This is a genomic window from Shewanella putrefaciens (assembly GCF_016406325.1).
Lineage (GTDB): Bacteria > Pseudomonadota > Gammaproteobacteria > Enterobacterales > Shewanellaceae > Shewanella > Shewanella putrefaciens.
Map to the genome: position 1 here is coordinate 2,620,056 of NZ_CP066370.1, position 25,835 is coordinate 2,645,890.

Sequence of the window (25,835 nt, forward strand, 5' to 3'; positions counted from 1 at the left end):
AATACGGAACAAAAGGAGACCTAATGTCTCCTTTTTCGTTTAGAAAACAAAGAGAAAACATGAGGATAATAAAAAATACCATTCTGTATAAAGGATAAAAACTGACGGGCTAGCGGAGCAATTTATTGTACAGCTGGAGACCCCGCTTAACGGCGTGCGACCGCCATGGATGGTGGAAGTGTCAATAATGAAGGAACATTTATTGACCGACATCGAGGGAAGTTTTTGCGAAGCAGATAAACAAAAAAGCCCTAGCGGTTTATGCTAGGGCTTTTGTGTTTATTTGGGCGCTTGGCGATGACCTACTCTCACATGGGGAGACCCCACACTACCATCGGCGCGATTGCGTTTCACTTCTGAGTTCGGGATGGGATCAGGTGGTTCCACAATGCTATTGTCACCAAGCATATTCGGTTTTAAACAAGACTCGAGAGCGCACTGCGTGCTGCTAGATTCTAGGTTCTAGGAACTAAAACCTGCTCTTATCTTATTTAATAATTTGAAAAACTGATTGTTTTTTGAGTTCAAGTACACGGATGTACTGTGTGTCATAAATGCAGGAGCATTTTATGACCACACTTCATTAAGTGTTTATATTCTGTCTAAGCTCACTTTGCAGTAAAACCCATCTGGGTTGTATGGTTAAGCCTCTCGAGTCATTAGTACATGTTAGCTCAACGCCTCACAACGCTTACACACCATGCCTATCAACGTCCTAGTCTCGAACGGCTCTTTAGTGGACTTATAGTCCAAGGGATGACTCATCTTGGGGCTCGCTTCCCGCTTAGATGCTTTCAGCGGTTATCGATTCCGAACGTAGCTACCGGGCAATGCCATTGGCATGACAACCCGAACACCAGCGGTTCGTTCACTCCGGTCCTCTCGTACTAGGAGCAACTCCCCTCAATCATCCAACGCCCACGGCAGATAGGGACCGAACTGTCTCACGACGTTCTGAACCCAGCTCGCGTACCACTTTAAATGGCGAACAGCCATACCCTTGGGACCGACTTCAGCCCCAGGATGTGATGAGCCGACATCGAGGTGCCAAACACCGCCGTCGATATGAACTCTTGGGCGGTATCAGCCTGTTATCCCCGGAGTACCTTTTATCCGTTGAGCGATGGCCCTTCCATTCAGAACCACCGGATCACTATGACCTACTTTCGTACCTGCTCGACGTGTATGTCTCGCAGTTAAGCTGGCTTATGCCATTGCACTAACCGTACGATGTCCGACCGTACTTAGCCAACCTTCGTGCTCCTCCGTTACTCTTTGGGAGGAGACCGCCCCAGTCAAACTACCCACCAGGCACTGTCCCTAACCCCGATTAGGGGTCTAGGTTAGAACATCAAAACTACAAGGGTGGTATTTCAAGGACGACTCCATCAGGACTAGCGTCCCAACTTCATAGTCTCCCACCTATCCTACACATGTAGGTTCAATGTTCAGTGCCAAGCTATAGTAAAGGTTCACGGGGTCTTTCCGTCTAGCCGCGGGTATACGGCATCTTCACCGCAATTTCAACTTCACTGAGTCTCGGCTGGAGACAGCGTGGCCATCATTACGCCATTCGTGCAGGTCGGAACTTACCCGACAAGGAATTTCGCTACCTTAGGACCGTTATAGTTACGGCCGCCGTTTACCGGGGCTTCGATCATGAGCTTCTCTTGCGATAACCCAATCAATTAACCTTCCGGCACCGGGCAGGCGTCACACCGTATACTTCCTCTTGCGAGTTTGCACAGTGCTGTGTTTTTGATAAACAGTTGCAGCCACCTGGTATCTGCGACTCCCGTCAGCTTAGAGAGCAAGTCTCATCACCAACAGGAGCGTACCTTCTCCCGAAGTTACGGTACCATTTTGCCTAGTTCCTTCAGCCGAGTTCTCTCAAGCGCCTTGGTATTCTCTACCCGACCACCTGTGTCGGTTTGGGGTACGATTCCCACTAACCTGAAGCTTAGAAGATTTTCCTGGAAGCATGGCATCAACTACTTCAGTCCCTTAGGACCTCGTCATCAGCTCTCAGTGTATAGCAACCCGGATTTGCCTAAGTCACCCACCTACCACCTTAAACGCGGACTACCAACGCCGCGCTAGCCTAGCCTTCTCCGTCTCTCCATCGCAGTTAGCGGAAGTACAGAAATATTAATCTGTTTCCCATCGATTACGCCTTTCGGCCTCACCTTAGGGGTCGACTCACCCTGCCCCGATTAACGTTGGACAGGAACCCTTGGTCTTTCGGCGAGGGGGTTTTTCACCCCCTTTATCGTTACTCATGTCAGCATTCGCACTTCTGATACCTCCAGCGTGGGTTACCCCTTCACCTTCAACGGCTTACAGAACGCTCCTCTACCGCGCAACCCTAATGGGCTGCACCCGTAGCTTCGGTGGTATGTTTAGCCCCGTTACATCTTCCGCGCAGGCCGACTCGACTAGTGAGCTATTACGCTTTCTTTAAATGATGGCTGCTTCTAAGCCAACATCCTAGCTGTCTAAGCCTTCCCACATCGTTTCCCACTTAACATACACTTTGGGACCTTAGCTGACGGTCTGGGTTGTTTCCCTTTTGACGACGGACGTTAGCACCCGCCGTCTGTCTCCCGAGTAGTACTCATTGGTATTCGGAGTTTGCAAAGGGTTGGTAAGTCGGGATGACCCCCTAGCCTTAACAGTGCTCTACCCCCAATGGTATTCGCTCGAGGCGCTACCTAAATAGCTTTCGAGGAGAACCAGATATCTCCCGGTTTGATTGGCCTTTCACCCCCAGCCACAAGTCATCCGCTAATTTTTCAACATTAGTCGGTTCGGTCCTCCAGTTGATGTTACTCAACCTTCAACCTGCCCATGGCTAGATCACCGGGTTTCGGGTCTACACCTTGCAACTAAACGCGCAGTTAACACTCGGTTTCCCTACGGCTCCGCTATTCGCTTAACCTCGCTACAAAATGTAAGTCGCTGACCCATTATACAAAAGGTACGCAGTCACGGTCTCAAGAACCGCTCCCACTGCTTGTACGTATACGGTTTCAGGTTCTATTTCACTCCCCTCACAGGGGTTCTTTTCGCCTTTCCCTCACGGTACTGGTTCACTATCGGTCAGTCAGGAGTATTTAGCCTTGGAGGATGGTCCCCCCATATTCAAACAGGATGTCACGTGTCCCGCCTTACTCGTTTTCATCTACGGTTAGTTTTCGTGTACGGGGCTATCACCCTGTGCCGCTGGACTTTCCAGACCATTCCACTAACACCCCATAGACTTAAGGGCTAATCCCCGTTCGCTCGCCGCTACTAGGGGAATCTCGGTTGATTTCTTTTCCTAAGGGTACTTAGATGTTTCAGTTCCCCTCGTTCGCCTCATGTAGCTATGTATTCACTACATGATGACCGCTTATGCGGCCGGGTTCCCCCATTCGGACATCGTTAGCTCAAATGCTTGTTACTAGCTCGCCAACGCTTTTCGCAAGTTACTACGTCCTTCATCGCCTCTGACTGCCAAGGCATCCACCGTATACGCTTAGTCGCTTAACCATACAACCCAAATGAGTTTCACTTGAATTGTTGCGACCAGCTGGTTTTACTTGTCTCACTTCTGACCAAAGAAGTGGACGCGCCTTAGACTTGAATATTCAAGACACTTAATAAAGTGTTTGAGAACTCAATGTTTAATGCTTTCGCATTAAACTTTTTTCGTATCAACACAACGACAGACATCATTGTGTTTAATACTATCAGCTTTCCAAATTGTTAAAGAGCGGGCTTAAAAAAGCCAAAGATAATTTTTCAGTTTATCTTTGGCATCTCTAACCATAATGCAGTAAATGGTGGAGCTATGCGGGATCGAACCGCAGACCTCCTGCGTGCAAGGCAGGCGCTCTCCCAGCTGAGCTATAGCCCCATTTACATGCAGTGCGAGTAAATAAGATGTTCCAAACCTCTTAAAGGATTGGTTTGCCAATCATTTCTTATCAAGGCGGACAGTGGCGACGTTTAGTTCACTAAACGAGTCACTTTCCAACGCTGAGAAGGAAGGATTGGTGGGTCAGAGTGGACTTGAACCACCGACCTCACCCTTATCAGGGGTGCGCTCTAACCAGCTGAGCTACAGACCCATCTTATTGATAAATCTACAACCATCCAGAACCACCGACCTCACCCTACTCTTTATGAGGGGATTGGGGTGCTAACCAGTTAAGCTACAGACCCATCTTTTACTCTTTCTTCTATCAAGCAAATCTGTGTGAACACTCAAAAGGTACACGGATGTACCGAATGTCGAAAATGCAGGAGCATTTTTCGACCAAGCATCGAGTTAGTCGTATAGGTAAGGAGGTGATCCAGCCCCAGGTTCCCCTAGGGCTACCTTGTTACGACTTCACCCCAGTCATGAACCACAAAGTGGTGAGCGCCCCCCCGAAGGTTAAGCTACCCACTTCTTTTGCAGCCCACTCCCATGGTGTGACGGGCGGTGTGTACAAGGCCCGGGAACGTATTCACCGTGGCATTCTGATCCACGATTACTAGCGATTCCGACTTCATGGAGTCGAGTTGCAGACTCCAATCCGGACTACGACGAGCTTTGTGAGATTAGCTCCACCTCGCGGCTTTGCAACCCTCTGTACTCGCCATTGTAGCACGTGTGTAGCCCTACTCGTAAGGGCCATGATGACTTGACGTCGTCCCCACCTTCCTCCGGTTTATCACCGGCAGTCTCCCTAGAGTTCCCACCATTACGTGCTGGCAAATAAGGATAGGGGTTGCGCTCGTTGCGGGACTTAACCCAACATTTCACAACACGAGCTGACGACAGCCATGCAGCACCTGTCTCACAGTTCCCGAAGGCACCAATCCATCTCTGGAAAGTTCTGTGGATGTCAAGAGTAGGTAAGGTTCTTCGCGTTGCATCGAATTAAACCACATGCTCCACCGCTTGTGCGGGCCCCCGTCAATTCATTTGAGTTTTAACCTTGCGGCCGTACTCCCCAGGCGGTCTACTTAATGCGTTAGCTTGAGAGCCCAGTGTTCAAGACACCAAACTCCGAGTAGACATCGTTTACGGCGTGGACTACCAGGGTATCTAATCCTGTTTGCTCCCCACGCTTTCGTGCATGAGCGTCAGTCTTTGTCCAGGGGGCCGCCTTCGCCACCGGTATTCCTCCAGATCTCTACGCATTTCACCGCTACACCTGGAATTCTACCCCCCTCTACAAGACTCTAGTTCGCCAGTTCGAAATGCTATTCCTAGGTTGAGCCCAGGGCTTTCACATCTCGCTTAACAAACCGCCTGCGCACGCTTTACGCCCAGTAATTCCGATTAACGCTCGGACCCTCCGTATTACCGCGGCTGCTGGCACGGAGTTAGCCGGTCCTTCTTCTGTAGGTAACGTCACAGATATAGCGTATTAAACTACACCCTTTCCTCCCTACTGAAAGTGCTTTACAACCCGAAGGCCTTCTTCACACACGCGGCATGGCTGCATCAGGGTTTCCCCCATTGTGCAATATTCCCCACTGCTGCCTCCCGTAGGAGTCTGGGCCGTGTCTCAGTCCCAGTGTGGCTGATCATCCTCTCAGAACAGCTAGGGATCGTCGCCTTGGTGAGCCATTACCTCACCAACTAGCTAATCCCACCTAGGTTCATCCAATCGCGGAAGGCCCGAAGGTCCCCTCCTTTCCCCCGTAGGGCGTATGCGGTATTAGCAGTCGTTTCCAACTGTTATCCCCCTCGACTGGGCAGATCCCTAGGCATTACTCACCCGTCCGCCGCTCGCCACCTCAGGAGTAAACTCCCTTGTGCTGCCGCTCGACTTGCATGTGTTAGGCCTGCCGCCAGCGTTCAATCTGAGCCATGATCAAACTCTTCAATTAAAGTTTTGGTGAAACCCGAAGGTTTCGGCTCAACGAATTCTGTTCGAATTAATCTTGCGATTAACTCTTTGTACATATTGCTATGGACACTCTTCACTCTCGTGAAAGAATTGGTTGATTTAATTCTTTGACTGCCAACCCGAAGGCTAAGCAGTTTCGATTAACTCAACACCTGTGAGTGTCCACACAGATTTGCTTGATATATTGTTAAAGAGCATGATTAGCGGCTTATTCAGCGTTTAACCTTGACCCCGCTGGGTCAGTGGATGCGCATTATAGGGATGGCAGATTTTATCGCAACCCCTTTTTAGCGAATAATGACGAAAAACGCTTCAAGCGCACACTTTTTAAACTAAATGTATATTTAATCAACCCTATTGCTGAGTTTAGGGTGAAATCTAACCTAGGCTTTCAAGTAATCAGGTACATCAGCAATACTATCGAGCACTATTGTTGCATCACTACTGTCTGCAATCACTTTACCGCTACGCACTAATATACGTGTTGGCACACCTGCCGCTTTTGCCGCCTGCATATCATCAGCTTTATCACCCACCATCACTGACTGTGATAAGTCGACTTTTAAGAATTTAGCGGCATCGTTAAGCATACCAGGCTTGGGTTTACGGCAATCACAATCAACTTTATATTCACCCATCCCCTTTTCTGCATGGTGCGGGCAGTAGTAGATGCCATCGAGATCAACCCCTTTATCGGCAAAGTTCCAATCCATCCACTCTGTTAAACTGTGAAACTGATCTTCACTGTACATACCGCGGGCTATACCGGATTGGTTAGTGACGACGACTAACTTGTAGCCCATTTTTTTTAATGCGAGACATGCTTCGAACACACCTTCGATATATTCAAAATCATCAACTTGATGTACATAACCATGATCTTTATTGATAACACCATCACGGTCTAAAAAAACGGCTCGATTGACTGCAACCACAGTACTTACTCCACTCAAAACATCGCCTAAGGCGTTCTGTTGGGTATTATTTCATTCATTGCAATAAATTGCACCGCGAAGTTCACCTTTACTTCGATGGGCCCCATACAGAGGAACTCATGCTTAGAAGCAATAGGGTTTAGTGATGCTACGCAAAAGGATATCTAACACGGAAAATCTCAACTCAGCGGTAAAGAAGGTTAAAACATACACTTTATATCGTTAAATCCATCTCATTATCCATGTACTCAATCGAGCATGCCCCTTTATTTGTGGTGTTTTTAGCGGTAACCTTGGGCGGATAATGAAAGAACAGCCGAAAATAGACGGAAAAATGAGTCGAACTACGCCTATAGTCCACAAAACCCGCACTCAGTTAGTTGTAGAAGCGCTCAGAGAGAAAATTCTTTCAGGGGACATAGCCGCAGGAGAACCGCTCAGACAAAGTGCTTTAGCTGAAGCCTTGCATGTGAGTAGGATCCCAGTAAGAGAAGCATTAGTGCAACTCGAAGCGGAAGGGTTAGTCAAATTCGAACCGCATAAGGGTGCAACTGCAACCGTATTATCCGTCGAACAAGTTACTGAACTATTTGAATTACGAGCAATGATTGAAACGGATCTGCTTGCAAAGGCAATTCCGCAACTCCAAGAACAAGATTTAATTAAAGCAGAACAGGTACTTGAGCAATTGGAATCGGCCTTTAAACATGAAGATGCCGTCGCCAGTTGGAGCGAGCTAAATACACAATTTCACACTTGTTTATATCAAGCCGCTAATCGCCCACATACCCTTGAGGTCGTCCACGGCCTTAATACAAACTGCGATAGATATATTCGTTTGCAATTGTTGTTAGCAGGGGGAATTCCTGCTGCAGAGCATGAGCACCGTGCCTTGCTCAACCATTGCAAATTAAGAGAAACAGAGAAAGCAACGGCGTTACTGCGACATCATATTTTGCATGCCGCGATGACTATCCGCGAGCTTGTCGCCAAACAGGTGGACTAGATCACGGACAGTTATTGGTTATACCGATAAGCTTTGTTGTCGATTCAAGGCAGCACTTCAAGTTCTGCCTTTTTTATTTGAGAGAAACTACCATGCAGTACGCCACTATCACAGGTTGGGGCAAGTGTGTCCCCCCCGCAACCTTGACTAACGATGATCTTGCAACTTTTATCGAAACGTCCGATGAATGGATTAAATCGCGCACAGGGATCAGTCAACGTCATATCAGCCATGTGAATACCTCTGAACTGGCATCCGTTGCCGCAAAGCGAGCCCTTGCAGCAGCGGGCATCGATGGCAGTGAGATAGATATGATCATTCTGGCAAGTGCCAGTCCAGATACATTAATCCCCAATATTGCATCGACGGTACAAGCCAATATTGGTTCAAACTGCGCTGCATTTGATATCAACGCAGCCTGTAGCGGTTTTCTATACGGCTTAGGTTTAGCGAGCTCTCAAATTAAAAGCGGCCAGAGCAAAAAAGTTTTAGTGATCGGGGCTGAACGCCTATCTTTCTATTTAGATTGGTCGCGCCGTGAAACCGCAGTACTATTTGGTGATGGTGCGGGTGCAGTTGTAGTAGAAGCCTCAACTATTCCAGGTGGTGTGCTTGGTTATGAGCTTAATAATGACCCTGATGGCCGTGATATTCTAAAAGCGGGTTTCGGTACCGCTATGGATAGATTCTCCGCCGAATCTTTAGATTTTTATATTCAATTTGATGGGCAAGAAATCTTTAAACGCGCCATTAATGGTATGAACAAGTTAAGCACTCAAGTGCTTGAAAAATGTGGTGTAGATAAAGACGAGGTCGATTTAGTCATTCCGCATCAAGCGAATGAACGTATTATCGATACACTTGTAAGTCGAATGAAAATCCCGAAAGAAAAAGCCTTTGTGAATATTGCTAACTATGGCAATACCTCAGCGGCGACGATTCCGATTGCCATTTGTGACGCCTTGGAAAAAGAACTTATCAAGCCACATCAAACCATACTGTCATGCGCTTTTGGAGCCGGATTAACTTCAGCAGCACTTCTTCTTCAATGGGGTGAGCGAGTGAAGCCGCTTAATATAAGTGATGCAGAGTTACCTCCTTGCGATCAAAGTGGTATTGAACTGGTCAAACGTGCGGTTGATTATTTTTGTAACTAAGTTTTGGCCAATAAGATTAATCACCACTTCCAAAAAAGCCATCCGATGATGGCTTTTTTAATCACTAAAATCACGTACAAAAAAGGGATGCGACACTCTTCCTGATAAAGCAATGAAAGACAGTCTACAAATGCGAACGTACAACAAACATAATCATCTAGTTAACCTTATGAAAAGCGAGATAATAACAAACAACATCAGGAAGATTGCTGCATTAGCTCAGCCACTTTGAGCTGCCTTGCCCCATCCATTGCAGCCACCTGCGCGAGTAACAGTTCAGCGCAAGCTAAGGCATCAGTCAATGCACTATGGGCTGAATAGACAGGTAAACCATAACGCTCACGGCAAGCACCAAGGCGTAAACTACCTTCTTTAATAGCATGATGTCCTCGTAACAATCGACGCTTTTCAAGCATTAAGGTATCTATCGAGGGTAAAAATACCGCTTGATGATAAATAGCCAAAATATCCTGCTGTAAAAATCGGCAATCTAATGGGGAATGATGCGCAACCAACACTCTGCCACGTGTTTTAGCAATAAACCATGCCATGGCGTCTTCAATGGTGACTGCTTGTACTAAATGATTATCGAGAATGCCGTGAATAGTGGCACTTTGGCCAACGCTGCCCCGAATTTGCACTAACTTTTGCTGTGCCCCCTCAAGTGGGATCACGCCGTGTTCAATAGGCACGAGACCTATACTGAGTATTTGATCTTGCAAAGGATCGAGCCCCGTCATCTCTAAATCCATCGCCATTAAAGGGGCTTCGGATACAGGCATCGAGAGTAAAGGCACAAGTGATTGATAATAATCTTTGAACAATTGATGCTGACAACGCAGAGCCCGCCAATTTAATCGCATCTTCATCAACAGAATACTCACCTAAAAGCTCCGCATAAATTTCATTTTCATGCCAGATTGAGCATCATGTACCACCTTAAAGGCGTCCCGTAATTGGTGGCGAACTAATGATGATAAATGACCAGGTAACAAGTAGTTACTCACTTTTTGTCCCTGAGTATATTGGTAACCTTGATTAGCTAAGCGCATATGGGCGATAAACTCGTGGGCATCGGCCAAATTGAGTGCATCCTTACGATTGAGGATATTGGCATCCATCAAAGCGCGAATACGTTTGGCTGTATTGACTTCTTTTATGCCTGCTGACAGCGCATAGACACGGGCGATATCATTAATTAATGCATTACCTTTATGTTTTAAATCAATACCTTTTACTTCACTACCATCACGCTCGAGCACAAATGTGCGGAAAAAACCTAAGGGGGGAGATTCAATCAACGAATTCCCCGTCATTCCCGCAAGAAAGATATCGTTATCACGGGTTTGCGCTAATACTTTATCCTGCAATGCATCAAATAAGGTCTGTGGCCCATAAACCGATCGCATATCAAAAAAAATACTGGCATGCATTAACGCTTTAGGTTCTGGGGTTATCACCCACTTTTCAAATAGGTGTTGCCATTGTTTTAGTGACATTCGCCATTGTGGATTTTGTGCCATGATATTACCTGGACAAAAAACATAGCCACACTGATCTAACCCAGAACATACCGCATGGGTAAGCGCATCAAAATATCCCTTCGCATAGTCATCCATTTCTTCTGCAACCAGTAGACCATTATCTTGATCCGAACATGCAGCTTGATCCTGTCGACCTTGAGAGCCGAACGCTAACCAACAAAAAGCCATCGGTGGATCACCAAGAAGCTGCTGATTAAGCACGATTAACCGCCGCGTCAGTGCATCGGTAACCGAAGTCAATACACGTCCAATTTCTTCAGCCCTAGCATCGGCACTGATTAAATTCTGCAGCAATAGTGGAATTTGCTTACTGACAGAGATTAAGCTCGCCAGATCCTGCTGACGCTCAATTTCCCCAATAAGCAACAGCGGCTGAGAACCTTGTCCACGCAAGATATCGGTACTGGTTACCATGCCAATAGCCTTACCTTCATCAATAATAGGTAAATGATGAATATTATGCTCACTCATCAATAGCATAGCTTCAAAAATTAATGCATTCGACGAAATAGAAATCGGTGAAACCGTCATTGCTTGATGTACAGCTAGGCGACCATCGAGGCCTACTGCCAATACTCGATTACGTAAATCCTTATCCGTTAAAATACCCACTAATTTATGATTATCCGTCACCAACAAAGAAGATACGCGCGCATTTCGCATCAGGAGTGCAGCTTGGGTAACACTGGCATGGGCATCAATCATAATAGGATCGGAAGACATTAACGTACTGATACGACTTGTTGTCGTGAGATCTTTTGCTTTAAAACGCGCCTCATGCCGAAGACGCTTTGCAAAAGCTCGGGTGAAAAACTTATCGAAATGTCGGCTCTCACTCCTTAATTGATCAAACAAAGATTGCGGTAGATGATAAACCAGACCATCCTCCAGTATTGCCACCTTGTTAACAACCTTCTCCCCCGATAGCAGTGTAGAAAAACCAAAAAATTCACCTTCACCCACTCTATCAACTAACACGCCTTCAGGATCTCTCACCTCAAAAGCACCACTGCGTACTATATATAGTTTCGGTGCATTGGCATCGAAGCTAACATAGCCCGAAGCCTTACTGTAATAACCTATGGTGATTGCCTTAGCACAACGTAAAACCACCTCATCAGGTAAGGTATCAAAGGGAACTAACCCCTTGAGAAATTGCACTACGGGTTGTAATTCACTCGCATTCATAGGCAACACCTTATTTTTAATCTGATATTCTCACCACTATAGCCCGCATTGCAGGTGAGCTACATTCGACTAAAGTCAGGCCAAGGCTAAAAAGCAAAAGAGCGCCGAAGCGCTCTTTATTTTCAACTATGTACTCGTCTTACTAGTGGCCACTCGCCTCGCTCGAACCTTTAGGGAAACGAATAGACTCAACCATTTCCTGTACATGTAATGGTGTTGCAGCTGTCACTTTACTAACGATTGCCGCGACTGCAAAGTTGACTATCATTCCAACCATACCGATACCCTCAGGTGAAATACCTAAGAACCAGTTCGCTGGTACGTTTGCCGTAGGATTAACAAACTTAAAGTAGATGATATAAGCCGCGGTAAACAGTAAACCTATTACCATACCCGCAATGGCACCTTCTTTATTCATTTTCTTAGAGAAGATCCCCATGACAATGGCAGGGAACAAGGACGATGCCGCCAAACCGAAGGCAAAAGCCACCACTGCTGCCACAAAGCCTGGAGGATTCACACCAAAGTAACCCGCAATCACAATCCCAATACCTGCGGCTAAACGTGCATATAACAACTCTTTCTTGTCCGATAAATTCGGCATGAAATTCTTTTTAAGCAGATCGTGTGATACTGAGGTTGAAATCACCAACAATAAACCTGCCGAAGTCGATAACGCTGCTGCTAAACCACCAGCAGCGACTAATGCAATAACCCACGCAGGTAAGTTTGCAATTTCAGGTGTAGCTAATACGATGATATCGTTATCGATTTTCATCTCATTACGACTTGCTGGGTCTTCAAACTTACCAGCAGCATAATATAACTTACCATCAGCATTCTTATCGTCCCACTTAATAAGACCCGTTTTCTCCCAGTTTTTAATCCAACCTGGGGCAGTCTCATAGGCAACACCTTTAGCATCAGAGCCATTGATGGTTTCAATCATATTCACGCGAGAGAACGCCGCTAATGCAGGAACAGTTGTATACATGATAGAAATGAACACCAGTGCCCAACCTGCTGAAATACGCGCATCTTTTACACTAGGGACAGTGAAAAAACGAACGATAACATGGGGTAAACCTGCAGTTCCAACCATCAGAGCACCCGTAATGCAGAACACATCAATCATGCTTTTCGAGCCATCGGTATAAGGTGCAAACCCCAAATCAGCAGAGAGGTTATTTAACTTATCGAGTAAATAGACACCCGTATTATTACCCGCGGCATCAATCAGTTCAGCGCCAAAACCAATTTGCGGAATAATATGGCCCGTCATCATCACCGAGAGGAAGATTGCTGGCACCATAAAAGCGAAAATCAATACACAATATTGAGCAACCTGAGTATAGGTAATCCCTTTCATTCCGCCGAGTACGGCATAAAAGAACACCACTGCCATACCAATGTATACACCAGTGTCAACTTCCACTTCGAGGAAGCGTGAAAATACCACGCCCACACCCCGCATTTGCCCTGCAATATAAGTAAAACAAATGAAGATGGCGCAGATAACCGCAACAGTTCGTGCCGCCTGAGAGTAATAACGCTCCCCAATAAAATCTGGCACAGTAAATTTACCAAACTTACGTAAATACGGCGCCATACACAGGGCTAATAATACATAACCGCCAGTCCAACCCATTAGGTAAACGCTGCCGTCGTAACCGACGAAAGACACAATACCTGCTAATGAAATAAATGACGCTGCTGACATCCAATCTGCCGCCGTCGCCATACCATTAACCACAGGATGCACACCACCACCGGCAACATAAAACTCTTTTGTTGAACCCGCACGTGACCAAATTGCAATCCCGATGTAGAGCGCAAATGAAAGCCCTACGATAAGATACGTTAATCCTTGAACACCCATTCCAATTCCCCTTAGTCTTCTTGTACGTTATATTTTTTATCTAAGGCGTTGGCTTTTGCCGCATAGACAAAAATAAGCACAACGAATACATACATAGCTCCCTGTTGTGCAAACCAGAAACCTAATCTGAATCCCATGAAATGGATTTCATTCAGAACATCAACCAATAAAATACCGCACCCAAATGATACTGCGGCCCAAATAGCTAATAAGCTAAGGACGAGACGTAAATTCTCGTGCCAGTAGCCTTTTGCTTTTTCGTTATTTTCAAAACCCATAGCGACTCCCCTGTGCTGTTTTAATTTTAAGTCATGTTTAATCTAGCAATCGCTGGTGTGAGCACAATCACGACTTTCGTCTAAGTCGTGATTCAAAACATTGTCTGCAAATAGCGAATAGAAACAAATTCAAAGAGTTAACAATGACATTACATTTTGATACGGTTTTAACTTTTTTAACAGGTTAGACCAATGTCGAACAAGAATGAGTGATATGTGAATGGAGAAAGAGGATTTTGCAACCAATAAATAGAAATAACTTATTGTCTGAACTAGGGAAATTAGAAATTTAAATGAGCTTTAATACGACTCTAGACTGGCTGAAAATCAGATGATTTGAGATTTTTAGCCTAAATTATTGAGAATTTTAATAATGAGTTTCGCAATCAATTAGAGACGTTACATCTCTCATCAAACCTAGATCAGGCCAATTACTTACCGTTTCATCATGTTATTTCGTCAAAATATCACGGTTTAATTCACCGTCACCTTGCAGGTTTACAACAAAAAATAACCCAGTCTATGCTGGGTTATTCAATCTACCTTGAGGAAACGTGACTATACGATACTCGCAAAAAGCGGCTTTCATCGCATACCATCCACCTATGAAATGCCGTTATTTCGCCGCTAAAAACTTAACTAACGCCGCCAATTCTTCAGGTGTGTGCGCGGTTGACGTCAACATGTAACGGCCATTAACCAATAATGAAGGGACGCCTTTAATACCTGCAAGCTCAGCTTGAGAGTCGTAGTTCATTAGCGTGAATTGGGCATCAACTGAATTGATTGTAGCCTCTACATCCTCAGCTTTAGCACCTTGGGACACAAAAAAAGCCTTCACTTGTTCTGGGCGAGTAAATTGCTCTGCATTCACTTGGATTTGTTTAAAAATGGCACCATGGGTTTGCTTTGTCATGTTCAGTTTTTGTGCCACATAATAGGCTAACTGGCTCAATTGCCAACTTGGACGACCGGCACCAACAGGAGTACGCTCAAAATGGATCTCTTTACCGAGTAAAGTAACGGTCGATTCAATTAAGGGCTCTTGGTTATAGCAATGCGGACAGTTATAAGAAAAAAACTCTCTTAACACTGGCTGTTGTGCCTCAGAAATCCCCGTCACTGTTACATAATCTTTACCTTCCTCAAAATTAGCCGCCTGTAAGGTAAAACTGGCACTGAGTATGAACCCGAAGGCAAGGGACATCAGTGGTCTAACAATAATATTTAACGTGCTCATTATACTATCTCTTTTATTTTGTCATTTGATTAAAAAAAACCATTTACCGAGCCAATCCTAAGCCATAAAAACCACCTAAGTACCCGCTTATCTCTTAAAACGCATCCATTTTTTCAACATACTCTGAGCATATCAAAGGGGGATTCGTACTGATAACGAAAACCTAAGTCGGAGACAATTGCATCACTGAGGATCACCTTACTTGGCATAACTTGTTGATTAAATATGGGGGGAACTAAACCCAGAGACTGAGCTGCAACTGGGTAAAACTCAACCTTAGTCGGATGTTGTGGAGCACAGAGATTATAAATGGGAGCTATGGATAAGCCATGTTGGCTTGCTGTAAAAATAGCACTGACGGCCCTAACGCAGTCATTTAAGTGGACTAGATTGACCGCCACATTAGCGCCGCTGACATCGGTTTTGCCCGCAAGAAAACGTCCAGGATGACGTTTAGGCCCAACGAGCCCAGCAAAACGCAGGATACAACTGTTAGTTTGACTGAGAAATAAAGCTTCTGCATCCAAAAGCACTTGGCTATCACTCGATTCCGCCATAGCATCCGCTTCAGTCATCAATTTATCTTGGGTTGGATACACGCCCGTAGTACTGATAAACACGATACACTGATATTGCCAACCTTGGGTTAGGGATAAGAGTTGTTGCAACTCCTCAAGATAAGCACTATTACCACGCTTTAATCTTGGGGGAATATTGACTACGAGAAAATCAGTTTGGAATAACGCTGCCAATACCTTCGCATCGGGTTTAACGTCGCACTCATCACCTAATTGCAATGGAAAAGCTTCTATCCCAGCCGCTATCAATGGCGCAAGTTCATCAATATGACGCTTACATCCTGTCACTCGATACCCGTCTTGGACTAAATGCGTCGCTAACGCCAATCCAAACCAACCACATCCTACTACGGCAACACTTTTTGGTGAGATACCCTTATCTACTACATCAGCCATATTCGCCCCGAAGATTCAACATCAGCCGATAGAATACGGAACTTAATAGATAAGATTCAAGCCTGCAGCGCACTAAAATAAAAACTGACGCCTTTATCGACCTGTAGTGTACGAATAGCACCCTCCGTCAACTCTTCAGCCTTGAGTGCTTTTTGCACTGTTACGCCCTCCTCACTTAAAAAGCGCAATGAAGCCTCACTGCCATCCGGCTTACAAGCCCATACTTGGGGTTGTGCAACCTCTTTTGTCGTCATGATCACTTTAGCGACGGAGTCATCCGAGAGCTTAACTATCGTACCTGGGGGATAAATACCCAAAATTTTGACCAGTACGGAGATTAAGGACTCAGCGTGCTTGGCGGCTCGATTTTTAAATAAGTAGCCCAAAGCAACTTGGGGTGACGAAGCCTGCTGCCCACTGAGATGCTGATCAAAATCATTTGCAAGGGCCACAATCTGAGTCACGATGGGAATTTTATTGCCCGTTAATCCATCAGGAAAACCTGAACCATCAATAAATTCATGGTGGTGTAACACAATATTAAGCACTTCTTTGGGAAATAAGCCGCTGCGGTTGAGCATGTCATAACCAAAATTGGGGTGCATCTGCAAATAATTCGCTTCATTTGTGGTTAGAGCGCCGAGCTTTCGGCGAATATTCTCTGGCACTTTCAACTTACCAATATCGTGGAGCAAACTACCAAGGGCAATATCTCTTAACTCTCGAGGAGTTAAATCAAGGGCATGACCTATCATCATTGCAATCACCGCAACAGATACGCCATGTTGGGTGACACTTACCTCGTTTTCATCCATTCCTACCAACGTCAAGAAAGGCTGATCCACTTCCTGTAAATGGCTCAACATCTCTTCAACTAACGTTGCCGACTGCCGATACGCCCCTTCAGGATCACTCACAATCTTACCAAACATATTTCGGCATTGATTAACCCCTTCCAAAAACCGCTTTTGGCTTAAACGCATCGCTTTGCGTGTAGCACTCTTAATATCCCGTTCCGTTTTTGGTCGTTCTTGAACTTCAATGATTTTGTTATCTGTACTAGGTTGTTCACTCTTAGTATTAACTTCGGAGAGTAAAAAAACATATGGCACCCCCAAGCCGCGGATCATTTCAATTTGAGCAGGGCTGTTTATATCTACACGATTGAATAAAAAGGGATGATTTGTCCATGACAAAGGCAACTTCACTCTCATCCCTAGCTGAAGTTCAGACAATAATAGTTTTCGTTGAGCTGCTTTTGCCACGCAATATGACTCCTTTAAAATATGCGGAAGAAAATGGATAGGCACACCATGAATCAACCAACATATTCAAGCTAAGTACATATAACTATAGATGATTAAGGAAATTCAGTACGTAATCAGTCAAAAAATGCTTATCAAACTGGGGGGTAACACACACTATGCTAAAAACCTTATGCCAATAATGTGAAATCATTTTTAATTACAAACAGATAGATAATTTATATTTTGGGTCCAACATCCACCATTTTAGGCCAATCGGCAAGATAATAATGAAGCCGTTTCGATTTTAGAACATATAAACTGGACCAAAACAATACAAGTGCATCAAGAGCAAGGCTCCAGTGAAACATAAACTGCCCATGCGTCAATCGTTGCCCAAGCAGAACAGCATCCACCAATAACAACGGCCATAAGCCCCATTTTAGGTGTGCAAAAAAAGGGCTTAACCATTGAGGTGAACGACGACGCTCACAAAGCACTAAAATATAAAGCAGTACAGCCCCAAAGCCTGTGGCAAGGGCAAGTAAAAAGTCAGATTTTTCAGGGTAAAAAATCCGTACTAATTCAGTCCTATCATTTGCCTGTGTTAAAGATGCGATAAAAATACACCAGCCGCGGGCTAAAAAAGCTAAAATCGCGTAGAGGAAAATGGGAGGTTTGATATGGCCTTGATCATCAAGCCAAGTGATGTGACTGAAATTCAAATAGGTTTCCAATTAAAGAAGTAACTACAGTGTAAAGGTAAGATGGTGTCTATTCTGCCAATTTCAATGGTTCTTTGTCCGATACCAAATACTTAACACTGAATTAAAAAAGAGCCTTGCACCGCAAGACTCTTTTCGTATTCAACACTTGAGTGCTCTTTACGGGAGAGTGGCTGTTAGCGATTAGCCGCGAAGAGTGCTAATAGCGCCTCTTCATCAATCACCTTTACCCCCAGTTCCTGCGCTTTAGCCAGTTTTGAACCTGCCGCCTCACCTGCCACTAAACAATCGGTATTTTTGGAAACACTGCCAGCCACTTTCGCCCCAAGGGTCTGCAACTGCGCCTTAGCATCGTTACGATTAAGTTGGTTTAAGGTGCCCGTTAATACCCAAGTCTGACCTTTAAGGGGTTGTGCATCCGCGCTCGGCGCTTCAATAGCAGGCCAGTGGACTCCTGCTGCAATCAAGGCATCAATTACTTCAAGATTATGGGGCTGAGCAAAAAAATGTGCTACATGCTGAGCAACAACAACGCCCACATCTTCCACTGCAGTTAACTGCTCAACAGTCGCAACGCGCAGCGCATCTAAACTGGCAAAGTGCGCCGCAAGGTTTGCCGCCGTCGCCTCGCCCACTTCACGAATGCCTAAGGCATATAAGAAACGTGCAAGTGTTGTGGTTTTGGCCGCTTCAATCGCTGCCGCTAAATTGGTTGCCGACTTCATGCCCATGCGATCGAGCATAGTCATCATTGAAGCGGTAAGCTTAAACAAATCTGCAGGACTTTGGACGAGTTCTTTATCAATCAATTGCTCGACGACTTTGTCGCCCATACCATCGATATCTAACGCCTTGCGGGATGCGAAATGCTTAATCGCTTCTTTACGCTGCGCCTCACAAAACAAACCGCCGCTGCAGCGAGCCACCGCCTCTCCTTCAAGACGCTCGACTAAACTGCCGCAAACAGGACAGTTGTGCGGAAAGACGATATTAGTCGCCGTTTCAGGACGTCTTTCGGGCACTATCGCCACAATTTGTGGGATAACATCGCCAGCACGGCGAATAATCACAGTATCACCGATTTTAATGCCTAAACGCTCAATCTCATCGGCATTGTGTAGTGTGGCATTAGAAACAGTTACCCCGCCTACAAATACTGGTTTTAAGCGTGCAACAGGGGTGACGGCACCGGTACGCCCTACTTGAAAATCGACACCTTCAAGTAATGTCATTTCCTCTTGAGCGGGAAACTTATAGGCAATGGCCCAACGGGGGGATTTAGCCACAAAACCTAAGCGTTGCTGTTGGGCAATATCGTTGACTTTCATCACCACACCATCGATTTCAAAGGGTAAATCGCTGCGGCGGGTAAGAATATCTTTGTAATAATCGAATACTTGATCTAACTCTTCGCACACTTTGATTTCGTTGCTAACGGGTAAACCCCAAGATTTTAGCTGCTGTAACTGTTCATAGTGGGTTTTGCCCAACGAATAAGAATCGGGCTCAACCACACCCAATGCATAAGCATAAAAAGCAAGTGAGCGAGAGGCCGTAATTCTACTGTCGAGTTGACGTAAACTCCCCGCCGCCGCGTTACGTGGATTGACAAACAGCTTTTCATCCTTTGCGCGCGCACGCTCATTGAGAGCCTCAAAAGCAGCCTTGGGCATAAAAACTTCACCGCGAACTTCAACCACTTCAGGAAAATCATTGCCACGCAATTTAAGTGGAATGGATTTAATGGTCTTCACATTTTCAGTGATGTCTTCACCTACTGTTCCATCGCCACGGGTCGCTGCGCGCTCGAGTACACCATGGCGATACAAAATACTAACAGCTAAACCATCGAGTTTAGGTTCACAACAAAAACTCACCTCACCGACTTTATCGGTAACGCGCTTATGAAAAGCGCTGAAGTCCGCTTCACCGAAAGCGTTATCTAAGCTCAACATAGGCTTAAGGTGAGTGATTTGATCAAACTTGGCCAGCGCCAGCCCACCGACTCGCTGGGTTGGCGAGTCGGCAACGATAAACTGAGGGAACTGCGCTTCGAGCTTTATCAAGCATTGCATCAACCTATCATACTCAGAATCAGTAATAGTTGGCGCATCATCCACATAGTAACGAATATTGTGTTCGTTCAGCGATTGGCTAAGGGCCTGCATCACCTGCTGTGCATTCTCAGGTGACATATCGGCAGAAAGGAGTTTATCGAGTTGAATGTCTTGCATATTTTTTATCCAGATCTCTTTAGAACACAAAAATGAGGCCGCAATTGCGGCCTCATGATGTCAGAGTGATTTAATGTTACGCATTAGCGCGAATACGGTGTAAATAATCTTGTTTAGTGAACTCGCCCCAAGGTTGGCGTTGACCGTCGAGCACGACTGCATCAATATCATCAGCGAGTTGGCGCGCTGAGTTCAGCATAATAGAAAAATTCATTAAGGCATCGCCATAGCAAGGCAAGGTCATAAAAAACACCACTCCTTGAGTGCTAAATTGCTCCATATTATCGGGATCGAAGACTCCAAGCTTTAACATATTAGCGATGGAAAACAATACCTTCCCATTACCTGCATTATCAACATGGCGGTGGAAAATATTCATATCACCATATTTAAAATTTAAGGTTAAAAAGCACGGTAGTAATTCAGCACCATTTAACTGCTGCCCTTCTTTGGCGACCACGTGTAATACCAAAACATCACGGGGCTCATCTAAACCTTCGTCCACTGTTTCTTCAGCATACTCATCTTCTGACTCAGTATTTTCTAGATAAGCGTCTTCATCAAATAGGGCTGTTTGAGTCGGTACCGTTGTGCTTTGGGCGTGTTTTTCCTGTTCAAGCGCTTTTTGAGCGACCATCGCCGCATGGGATTGGCCTAACGGCGGGACATGACCATTTAGCACAGGTTCTTGGCGGGATACTTTAGCGCCACGCTGTTGTTCTGTCGCTAAAGGCGACTGCAAACTGAAATCCGGTTGTGGAACGGGTTCTTGCTTTATCTCAGTTGACGTTGTGTGCTTGAATAATGGTTTAGGTTCAGCTTTAACGTCTTGTTTAAGATAGGGGCTAATTGGTGGCGTCTCATGGGGATTCGACTCCCCCACCTTACGCACTCGTACAGCGCCAATACCGTCCGCATCAAATCCATCGGCATCAACACGTTTAGGCGGGCTTTCCTTATCCGCTTGTTGCTTATAAAAGTTGCCCATAGGGCTATCTTTTAATGACTTAGGTTGTTGCCTTCTGATAGACCAAAATCCATGCACCAGCACAGCAACTATGGCTATGGCGCCCAAAATGAACAAAACTAGTTGCAAATCTTCCATTGGTTACCCTGTCTTTCTTCTAGTTATCCAGCGTCAGCCATCGCCACCGCTTGCTCTATATCTACTGCAACTATACGAGATACACCCGGCTCGTACATAGTTACCCCTATAAGTTGATCAGCCATCTCCATGGTTATTTTGTTATGGCTAATATATATAAACTGTACACTCTGTGACATTTCTTTCAGTAATCGACAGAAACGCTCTACGTTAGCATCGTCTAATGGCGCATCCACTTCATCTAGCATACAGAAGGGGGCAGGATTGAGCCTAAATATTGCGAATACCAATGATAAAGCGGTTAATGCTTTTTCACCACCCGAAAGAAGATGGATTGTGCTGTTTTTCTTACCGGGTGGCTGCGCCATAATGGTCACACCCGTTTCGAGTAAGTCATCTTCGGTGAGCGCCAAATAGGCTCTTCCACCACCAAACACCTTCGGAAATAAACGCCCAAGATCTTCGTTAACAGAGTCAAACGTTGCCTTAAAGCGCGTGCGGGTTTCCTTGTCTATTTTACGGATGGCTTCCTCTAAGGTCGCAAGCCCCTTATTGAGATCCTCATCTTGATGATCAAGATAGGATTTTCGCTCACTTTGCTGTTCAAATTCTTCGATCGCTGCAAGGTTAATAGCACCTAAACGAACGATTTTTTGCCGAATATGATCTAAATCACTCTGCCATTTATCAGGACTGCCTTCAGCGGGCAATGTATTGATAATCTGTGACAGAACAATTTGCTGTTCTTGTAAGGCTGCTAACTGACTCTCTGCTTGGCCTTTTAAACCCTCACGACGTAACTTTAACGTGCTCAGACTTTGAGTCAAGCCCTCAAGCCTACCAAGCTCTTGTTTTTGCTTTATTCCTATACTATTTAAGGTCTCAGTAAGGGAACTTTGTTCCATTCGCACGGCTTTTAAGCCCTGTTGTTGCATCTGTTGCTGTTTAAGCAAGCTGGTTAATTGATCAGTTAACTGATGACTATTATCCACGCCACTTTGTTCAGCAGCCATAGCAAGCTGCGCTGATACGGTTTCCTGAGACTGAATCAATTCATTGACACGTACTTGCTGCAATTCAATTTGTTCAACATTAACAGCAATTCGCATCGACACAGATTGCAAACGTGCACTTAAGGTAGATAAAACACGTTCAACCTCAGTCAAACGCACTTTTAATGCTTGATGCCGCGCCAAATCTGCTTGAGCGTCTTGACTAAGTTGTAATTGTTTTTCAAGGCTTAACTGTAGCACTTCATCTAATTCGGCCTCCTGCTCCTCAAGCAGATTTAACTGTTCGGTTAAAGCTGATATTTCAGCCACACTTCGCGCTACGGCTTCATTAAGTTGGTTACGCTTTACGGTGAGTTGCTTAGCTTGCTCTGTTGCATTAGTGAGTTGAGTGGTCTTTGTGGCTTTATCAAGCTGCAATTGGTGCAACTTTTGCGTACTTGTGACAAGTTGCAGTTTCTGTTGATTCAACATCTCCGTTAATTCGGTTAGCTTGATTTGCTGCAAGCCAAGCGCGATGTCTAAATCTGCGATACTCTGCGCAAGCTGTGCCTGCTCTTTACTCAGTTGTACTAAGGATTCTGCGCTGTCTTGCTTGGCAATTAAAAAGCCTCGCCCCAGCAAATAACCATCGGCGGTGACGATACGTTCATCATCCTTAAGCTTTGCTAGCATCTGTTTCGCAGATTGAAGATCTTGTGCCCATTTAAGCCCTGTTAACCAAGGCGCTAAATTGACGTTAGACTGGATCTTGGTGCAATGCTCATCCTGAATGTATGTGCAGGCCGATTCTTGCGCTAAGTTCTGAAACCCGACCTCGTTATTTAACACACCAACGGGTAAGGTCAGTAATCCACTTAATGCCAGCTCTGCTGCGGTTTCCCAACCATTTTCTACCCTAATACTTTGCCACAACTGCGGCTTATCACTGAGCTGCTCCTGTTTAGAGAGCCATTGTTCAACTAAATCAAAACGAGCCTGAGTCGCCGTCAGCTTTTGTTGAATAAGACCAACACTCACGCGCGCCTCATCTAAACCTTGAGTACTCAAACTCACCTGCGCTTCTAACTGATAATTAACGTCAATTTGCGCTGCTATCGCTTCATCTAAAAGAGTAAGATCTTGAGTCAGTGGCGTAACCTTATCTTCAAGATCAATACAAGCCAGAGCATTAAGCTCGGTTTGCTGTTCATCATGTTGTTGCTGTTTATGCTGTAATAACTGCTCTTGATGCACCAACTGACTGCGACGCAGTTCAAGCTGCAATTGATGCTGAGATACAATGGCGGCCTGTTGACGTGCCGTTTCGCTCTGCTGCTCATTGCGCTCAACACTCATTTCCCATTGGGATTGCAGTTCATCCATTATCTCTTGCTGCTGTTCGTGCTGTGGCGCCAGTTGAGACAACTCTAACTCCAACGCACTGAGACTGGACTGATAACCTGCGAGTTTATCCGTTTGTTGACGGACTTGATCGTTAACTTGGGTAAGTTGAGTTTGAAGCTGTGAATCCCGTTGTTTTTGATTCTGTAACTGTTGTTCTAACTTGGCGATTTCAGTGCCAGTTAGATAATAAGCTTCAACTGCCCGCTGCTCCTGCTCAGCCAATTGGGCAAGCTGTACTTGCAGTTCTGTTGCCTTTAATTCATCGGTTTGGGCGAGTGATTGTGCGGCCGCTTGTTGCACTTCGATAGCGCTGATTTGCTCAGACAAACTCGCCATCTGATCTTGTAACTCTTGGTAGCGCATCACGAGGAGTTCTGCGTGGGTTTTACGCTCTGCCTGTTTTAGCTCACGATATTGTTTAGCGGCCTTGGCCTGCTGGGCTAATTTATCTAGCTGCTTACCTAACTCGCTACGAATATCGCCTAAACGCTCGAGGTTTTCACGGGTATGGCGAATGCGATTCTCGGTTTCGCGGCGGCGCTCTTTATAGCGGGATATCCCCGCTGCTTCCTCGATAAAAGTACGTAGATCTTGGGGTTTAGATTCGATAAGCCGAGAGATGGTGCCCTGCTCAATAATGGCATAACTGCGCGGGCCAAGCCCCGTGCCCATAAACAAATCGGTGATATCTTTACGGCGACACTTTTGCCCATTGAGAAAATACCACGACTCACCATCGCGACTCACTTGACGCTTTACCGAAATTTCTTCATAGCTGGCATACTGGCCAGCAAGGCGCCCTTCTTTGTTTTCAAAGACCAGTTCAACCCCTGCCACAGAGACAGGTTTACGCGCGCTTGAGCCGTTAAAAATCACGTCGCTCATTGAATCGCCACGTAGGTGTTTCGCCGAGCTTTCCCCTAGCACCCAGCGCACTGCATCGATCACGTTAGATTTACCACAACCATTTGGGCCAATAATGGCGGTTAATGCCTGTAAAAAAGGAATTTTAGTGGAATCGACAAACGACTTAAAGCCGGCAAGTTTTATCTGTTTTAATCTCATAATGCCAGTTAGTGTGTCTCTGAAGTGTGGTCCGCCAATCGACCTAATGGTGCAAATGCATTCTGCTGGCAACTTTAGCAAAGCAAACCGTATTTTGTAACGCTTTTTATTGAATTCATGTGGCTTTTAGCTTGTCATCTGCCGATGAGTTGATCACAATCGCATAAAGCCGTAGCTTAACTTTTTGGAAAGACGATATGACACATAAAACATCTTTACCCTTCCCAACTAAAAGTGGCGTTAACTATTTTCTCGAAGGCTTTGGGTTAATCACACGTAAAGGCCTCCGTACCTTCGTATTTATTCCGTTAATGATTAACTTGATCCTGTTTGCAGGAGTGATTTATGTGGCCATCGGCCAGTTAGAAACGATGTTCACTTGGATAAATGCTCAGTTACCAGAGTATTTAAGTTGGCTAAACTTTTTACTCTGGCCGCTTGCCATTACGACTATGCTAGTCATGCTTGCCTTTGTATTTAGCTCAGTAATGAACTGGCTTGCAGCACCATTTAATGGCCTTTTAGCGGAAAAAGTTGAACAAATTCTGACAGGAAAACCTCTTTATACCGGCACAAGTATTGATGTTGTTAAAGATCTTCCGCGAATTTTTGGACGTGAGTGGATAAAACTTAAGTACTATTTACCCCGTGCATTGGTGTTTTTACTGCTGTTTTTAGTCCCCATGGTGGGGCAAACCTTAGCGCCTATTCTGTGGTTTTTATTCAGTGCCTGGATGATGTCAATTCAATATTGTGATTATCCCTTTGATAACCATAAGGTGAGTTTTAAGGATATGCGCTTTGCTCTGAATCAGACCCGAGGCACCACTTTTACCTTTGGCGCCACGGTCACCCTGTTTTCGATGATCCCTGTGGTTAACTTTATCGTGATGCCAGTGGCGATTTGTGGCGCCACCGCCATGTGGGTCGATAAGTACCGCGAAGCCTACCGTAATCCAGTGATAGCTCCAGAGTAG

Annotated in this window: 15 protein-coding genes, 2 tRNA genes and 3 rRNA genes; 3 read left to right on the forward strand and 17 right to left on the reverse strand. The window is 45.4% G+C overall.

Annotated elements, in window-relative coordinates:
* Positions 1–289: 289 nt before the first annotated feature.
* The 6 genes from rrf to gmhB all read right to left on the reverse strand — a co-directional run bounded on the left by rrf (position 290) and on the right by gmhB (position 6,823).
* Positions 290–405, reverse strand: a 5S ribosomal RNA gene (gene rrf, locus JEZ96_RS11725).
* 233 nt (positions 406–638) lie between these two features.
* Positions 639–3,531 (reverse strand): 23S ribosomal RNA (locus tag JEZ96_RS11730).
* A gap of 291 nt (positions 3,532–3,822) precedes the next feature.
* Positions 3,823–3,898: transfer RNA gene (locus tag JEZ96_RS11735), tRNA-Ala, on the reverse strand.
* 137 nt (positions 3,899–4,035) lie between these two features.
* Positions 4,036–4,112, reverse strand: a tRNA-Ile gene (locus JEZ96_RS11740).
* A gap of 213 nt (positions 4,113–4,325) precedes the next feature.
* Positions 4,326–5,868 (reverse strand): 16S ribosomal RNA (locus JEZ96_RS11745).
* The 16S, 23S and 5S rRNA genes sit together here with 2 tRNA genes alongside, the layout of an rRNA operon.
* 403 nt (positions 5,869–6,271) lie before the next feature.
* Positions 6,272–6,823, reverse strand: coding sequence for a D-glycero-beta-D-manno-heptose 1,7-bisphosphate 7-phosphatase (gmhB, locus tag JEZ96_RS11750; RefSeq protein WP_011788992.1), 552 nt, complete (start codon positions 6,821–6,823; stop codon positions 6,272–6,274).
* A 334-nt stretch (positions 6,824–7,157) separates the two neighbouring features.
* On the opposite strand from gmhB, the gene JEZ96_RS11755 reads away from it, so the two are divergent.
* Together JEZ96_RS11755 and JEZ96_RS11760 are read left to right on the forward strand one after the other, a co-directional pair.
* Entirely contained in the window at positions 7,158–7,829 is a 672-nt protein-coding gene (locus JEZ96_RS11755) for a GntR family transcriptional regulator (RefSeq protein ID WP_014610775.1), read from the forward strand.
* A gap of 92 nt (positions 7,830–7,921) precedes the next feature.
* On the forward strand, positions 7,922–8,986 hold the full coding sequence (locus JEZ96_RS11760; protein ID WP_011788990.1) for a ketoacyl-ACP synthase III: 1,065 nt from the start codon (positions 7,922–7,924) through the stop codon (positions 8,984–8,986).
* A gap of 197 nt (positions 8,987–9,183) precedes the next feature.
* On the opposite strand, the gene JEZ96_RS11765 is transcribed toward JEZ96_RS11760, so the two are convergent.
* From JEZ96_RS11765 to smc, 11 genes are all read right to left on the reverse strand, one after another.
* Positions 9,184–9,855 (reverse strand): exonuclease domain-containing protein, encoded by a 672-nt coding sequence (locus JEZ96_RS11765; protein ID WP_011919484.1) that lies wholly within the window; start codon positions 9,853–9,855, stop codon positions 9,184–9,186.
* A 15-nt stretch (positions 9,856–9,870) separates the two neighbouring features.
* Positions 9,871–11,718, reverse strand: a complete 1,848-nt coding sequence (locus JEZ96_RS11770) for a DUF294 nucleotidyltransferase-like domain-containing protein (RefSeq protein WP_014610777.1) — start codon at positions 11,716–11,718, stop codon at positions 9,871–9,873.
* Positions 11,719–11,860: 142 nt separating this feature from the next.
* On the reverse strand, positions 11,861–13,597 hold the full coding sequence (locus JEZ96_RS11775) for a sodium:solute symporter family protein (protein WP_025008301.1): 1,737 nt from the start codon (positions 13,595–13,597) through the stop codon (positions 11,861–11,863).
* 11 nt (positions 13,598–13,608) lie between these two features.
* A complete protein-coding gene (locus JEZ96_RS11780) occupies positions 13,609–13,875 on the reverse strand; it encodes a DUF4212 domain-containing protein (protein ID WP_025008300.1) in 267 nt (88 codons plus the stop codon).
* Positions 13,876–14,491: 616 nt separating this feature from the next.
* Entirely contained in the window at positions 14,492–15,115 is a 624-nt protein-coding gene (locus JEZ96_RS11785; RefSeq protein WP_011788985.1) for a thiol:disulfide interchange protein DsbA/DsbL, read from the reverse strand.
* A gap of 113 nt (positions 15,116–15,228) precedes the next feature.
* Positions 15,229–16,089, reverse strand: a complete 861-nt coding sequence (locus JEZ96_RS11790) for a Rossmann-fold NAD(P)-binding domain-containing protein (protein ID WP_025008299.1) — start codon at positions 16,087–16,089, stop codon at positions 15,229–15,231.
* Positions 16,090–16,145: 56 nt separating this feature from the next.
* Positions 16,146–17,354, reverse strand: a complete 1,209-nt coding sequence (locus JEZ96_RS11795) for an HD-GYP domain-containing protein (RefSeq protein WP_025008298.1) — start codon at positions 17,352–17,354, stop codon at positions 16,146–16,148.
* Positions 17,355–17,572: 218 nt separating this feature from the next.
* On the reverse strand, positions 17,573–18,058 hold the full coding sequence (locus JEZ96_RS11800; protein ID WP_082785981.1) for a DUF2919 domain-containing protein: 486 nt from the start codon (positions 18,056–18,058) through the stop codon (positions 17,573–17,575).
* A 176-nt stretch (positions 18,059–18,234) separates the two neighbouring features.
* Positions 18,235–20,292 (reverse strand): NAD-dependent DNA ligase LigA, encoded by a 2,058-nt coding sequence (ligA, locus tag JEZ96_RS11805; RefSeq protein WP_198779806.1) that lies wholly within the window; start codon positions 20,290–20,292, stop codon positions 18,235–18,237.
* Between the two features lie 76 nt (positions 20,293–20,368).
* Positions 20,369–21,397: a cell division protein ZipA gene (zipA, locus tag JEZ96_RS11810; protein ID WP_061783276.1), complete on the reverse strand. Its 1,029-nt coding sequence runs from the start codon at positions 21,395–21,397 to the stop codon at positions 20,369–20,371.
* Positions 21,398–21,420: 23 nt separating this feature from the next.
* Positions 21,421–24,858 carry a chromosome segregation protein SMC gene (gene smc, locus JEZ96_RS11815; RefSeq protein ID WP_025008295.1) on the reverse strand — a complete coding sequence of 1,146 codons (3,438 nt, stop codon included), beginning with the start codon at positions 24,856–24,858 and terminating at the stop codon, positions 21,421–21,423.
* Positions 24,859–25,055: 197 nt separating this feature from the next.
* Between smc and cysZ the strand changes: the two genes are divergently transcribed.
* The gene (cysZ, locus tag JEZ96_RS11820; RefSeq protein WP_011788978.1) at positions 25,056–25,835 is read left to right on the forward strand and encodes a sulfate transporter CysZ; all 780 of its coding nucleotides are present in this window, start codon (positions 25,056–25,058) and stop codon (positions 25,833–25,835) included.

Coding starts and splice junctions, on each gene's coding strand:
- JEZ96_RS11785 (WP_011788985.1), bottom strand. CDS start 15,115: ATGAGCACGTTAAATATTATTGTTAGACCACTGATGTCCCTTGCCTTC.
- zipA (WP_061783276.1), bottom strand. CDS start 21,397: ATGGAAGATTTGCAACTAGTTTTGTTCATTTTGGGCGCCATAGCCATA.
- ligA (WP_198779806.1), bottom strand. CDS start 20,292: ATGCAAGACATTCAACTCGATAAACTCCTTTCTGCCGATATGTCACCT.
- smc (WP_025008295.1), bottom strand. CDS start 24,858: ATGAGATTAAAACAGATAAAACTTGCCGGCTTTAAGTCGTTTGTCGAT.
- JEZ96_RS11775 (WP_025008301.1), bottom strand. CDS start 13,597: ATGGGTGTTCAAGGATTAACGTATCTTATCGTAGGGCTTTCATTTGCG.
- JEZ96_RS11790 (WP_025008299.1), bottom strand. CDS start 16,089: ATGGCTGATGTAGTAGATAAGGGTATCTCACCAAAAAGTGTTGCCGTA.
- JEZ96_RS11765 (WP_011919484.1), bottom strand. CDS start 9,855: ATGAAGATGCGATTAAATTGGCGGGCTCTGCGTTGTCAGCATCAATTG.
- JEZ96_RS11780 (WP_025008300.1), bottom strand. CDS start 13,875: ATGGGTTTTGAAAATAACGAAAAAGCAAAAGGCTACTGGCACGAGAAT.
- JEZ96_RS11770 (WP_014610777.1), bottom strand. CDS start 11,718: ATGAATGCGAGTGAATTACAACCCGTAGTGCAATTTCTCAAGGGGTTA.
- JEZ96_RS11760 (WP_011788990.1), top strand. CDS start 7,922: ATGCAGTACGCCACTATCACAGGTTGGGGCAAGTGTGTCCCCCCCGCA.
- JEZ96_RS11755 (WP_014610775.1), top strand. CDS start 7,158: ATGAGTCGAACTACGCCTATAGTCCACAAAACCCGCACTCAGTTAGTT.
- cysZ (WP_011788978.1), top strand. CDS start 25,056: ATGACACATAAAACATCTTTACCCTTCCCAACTAAAAGTGGCGTTAAC.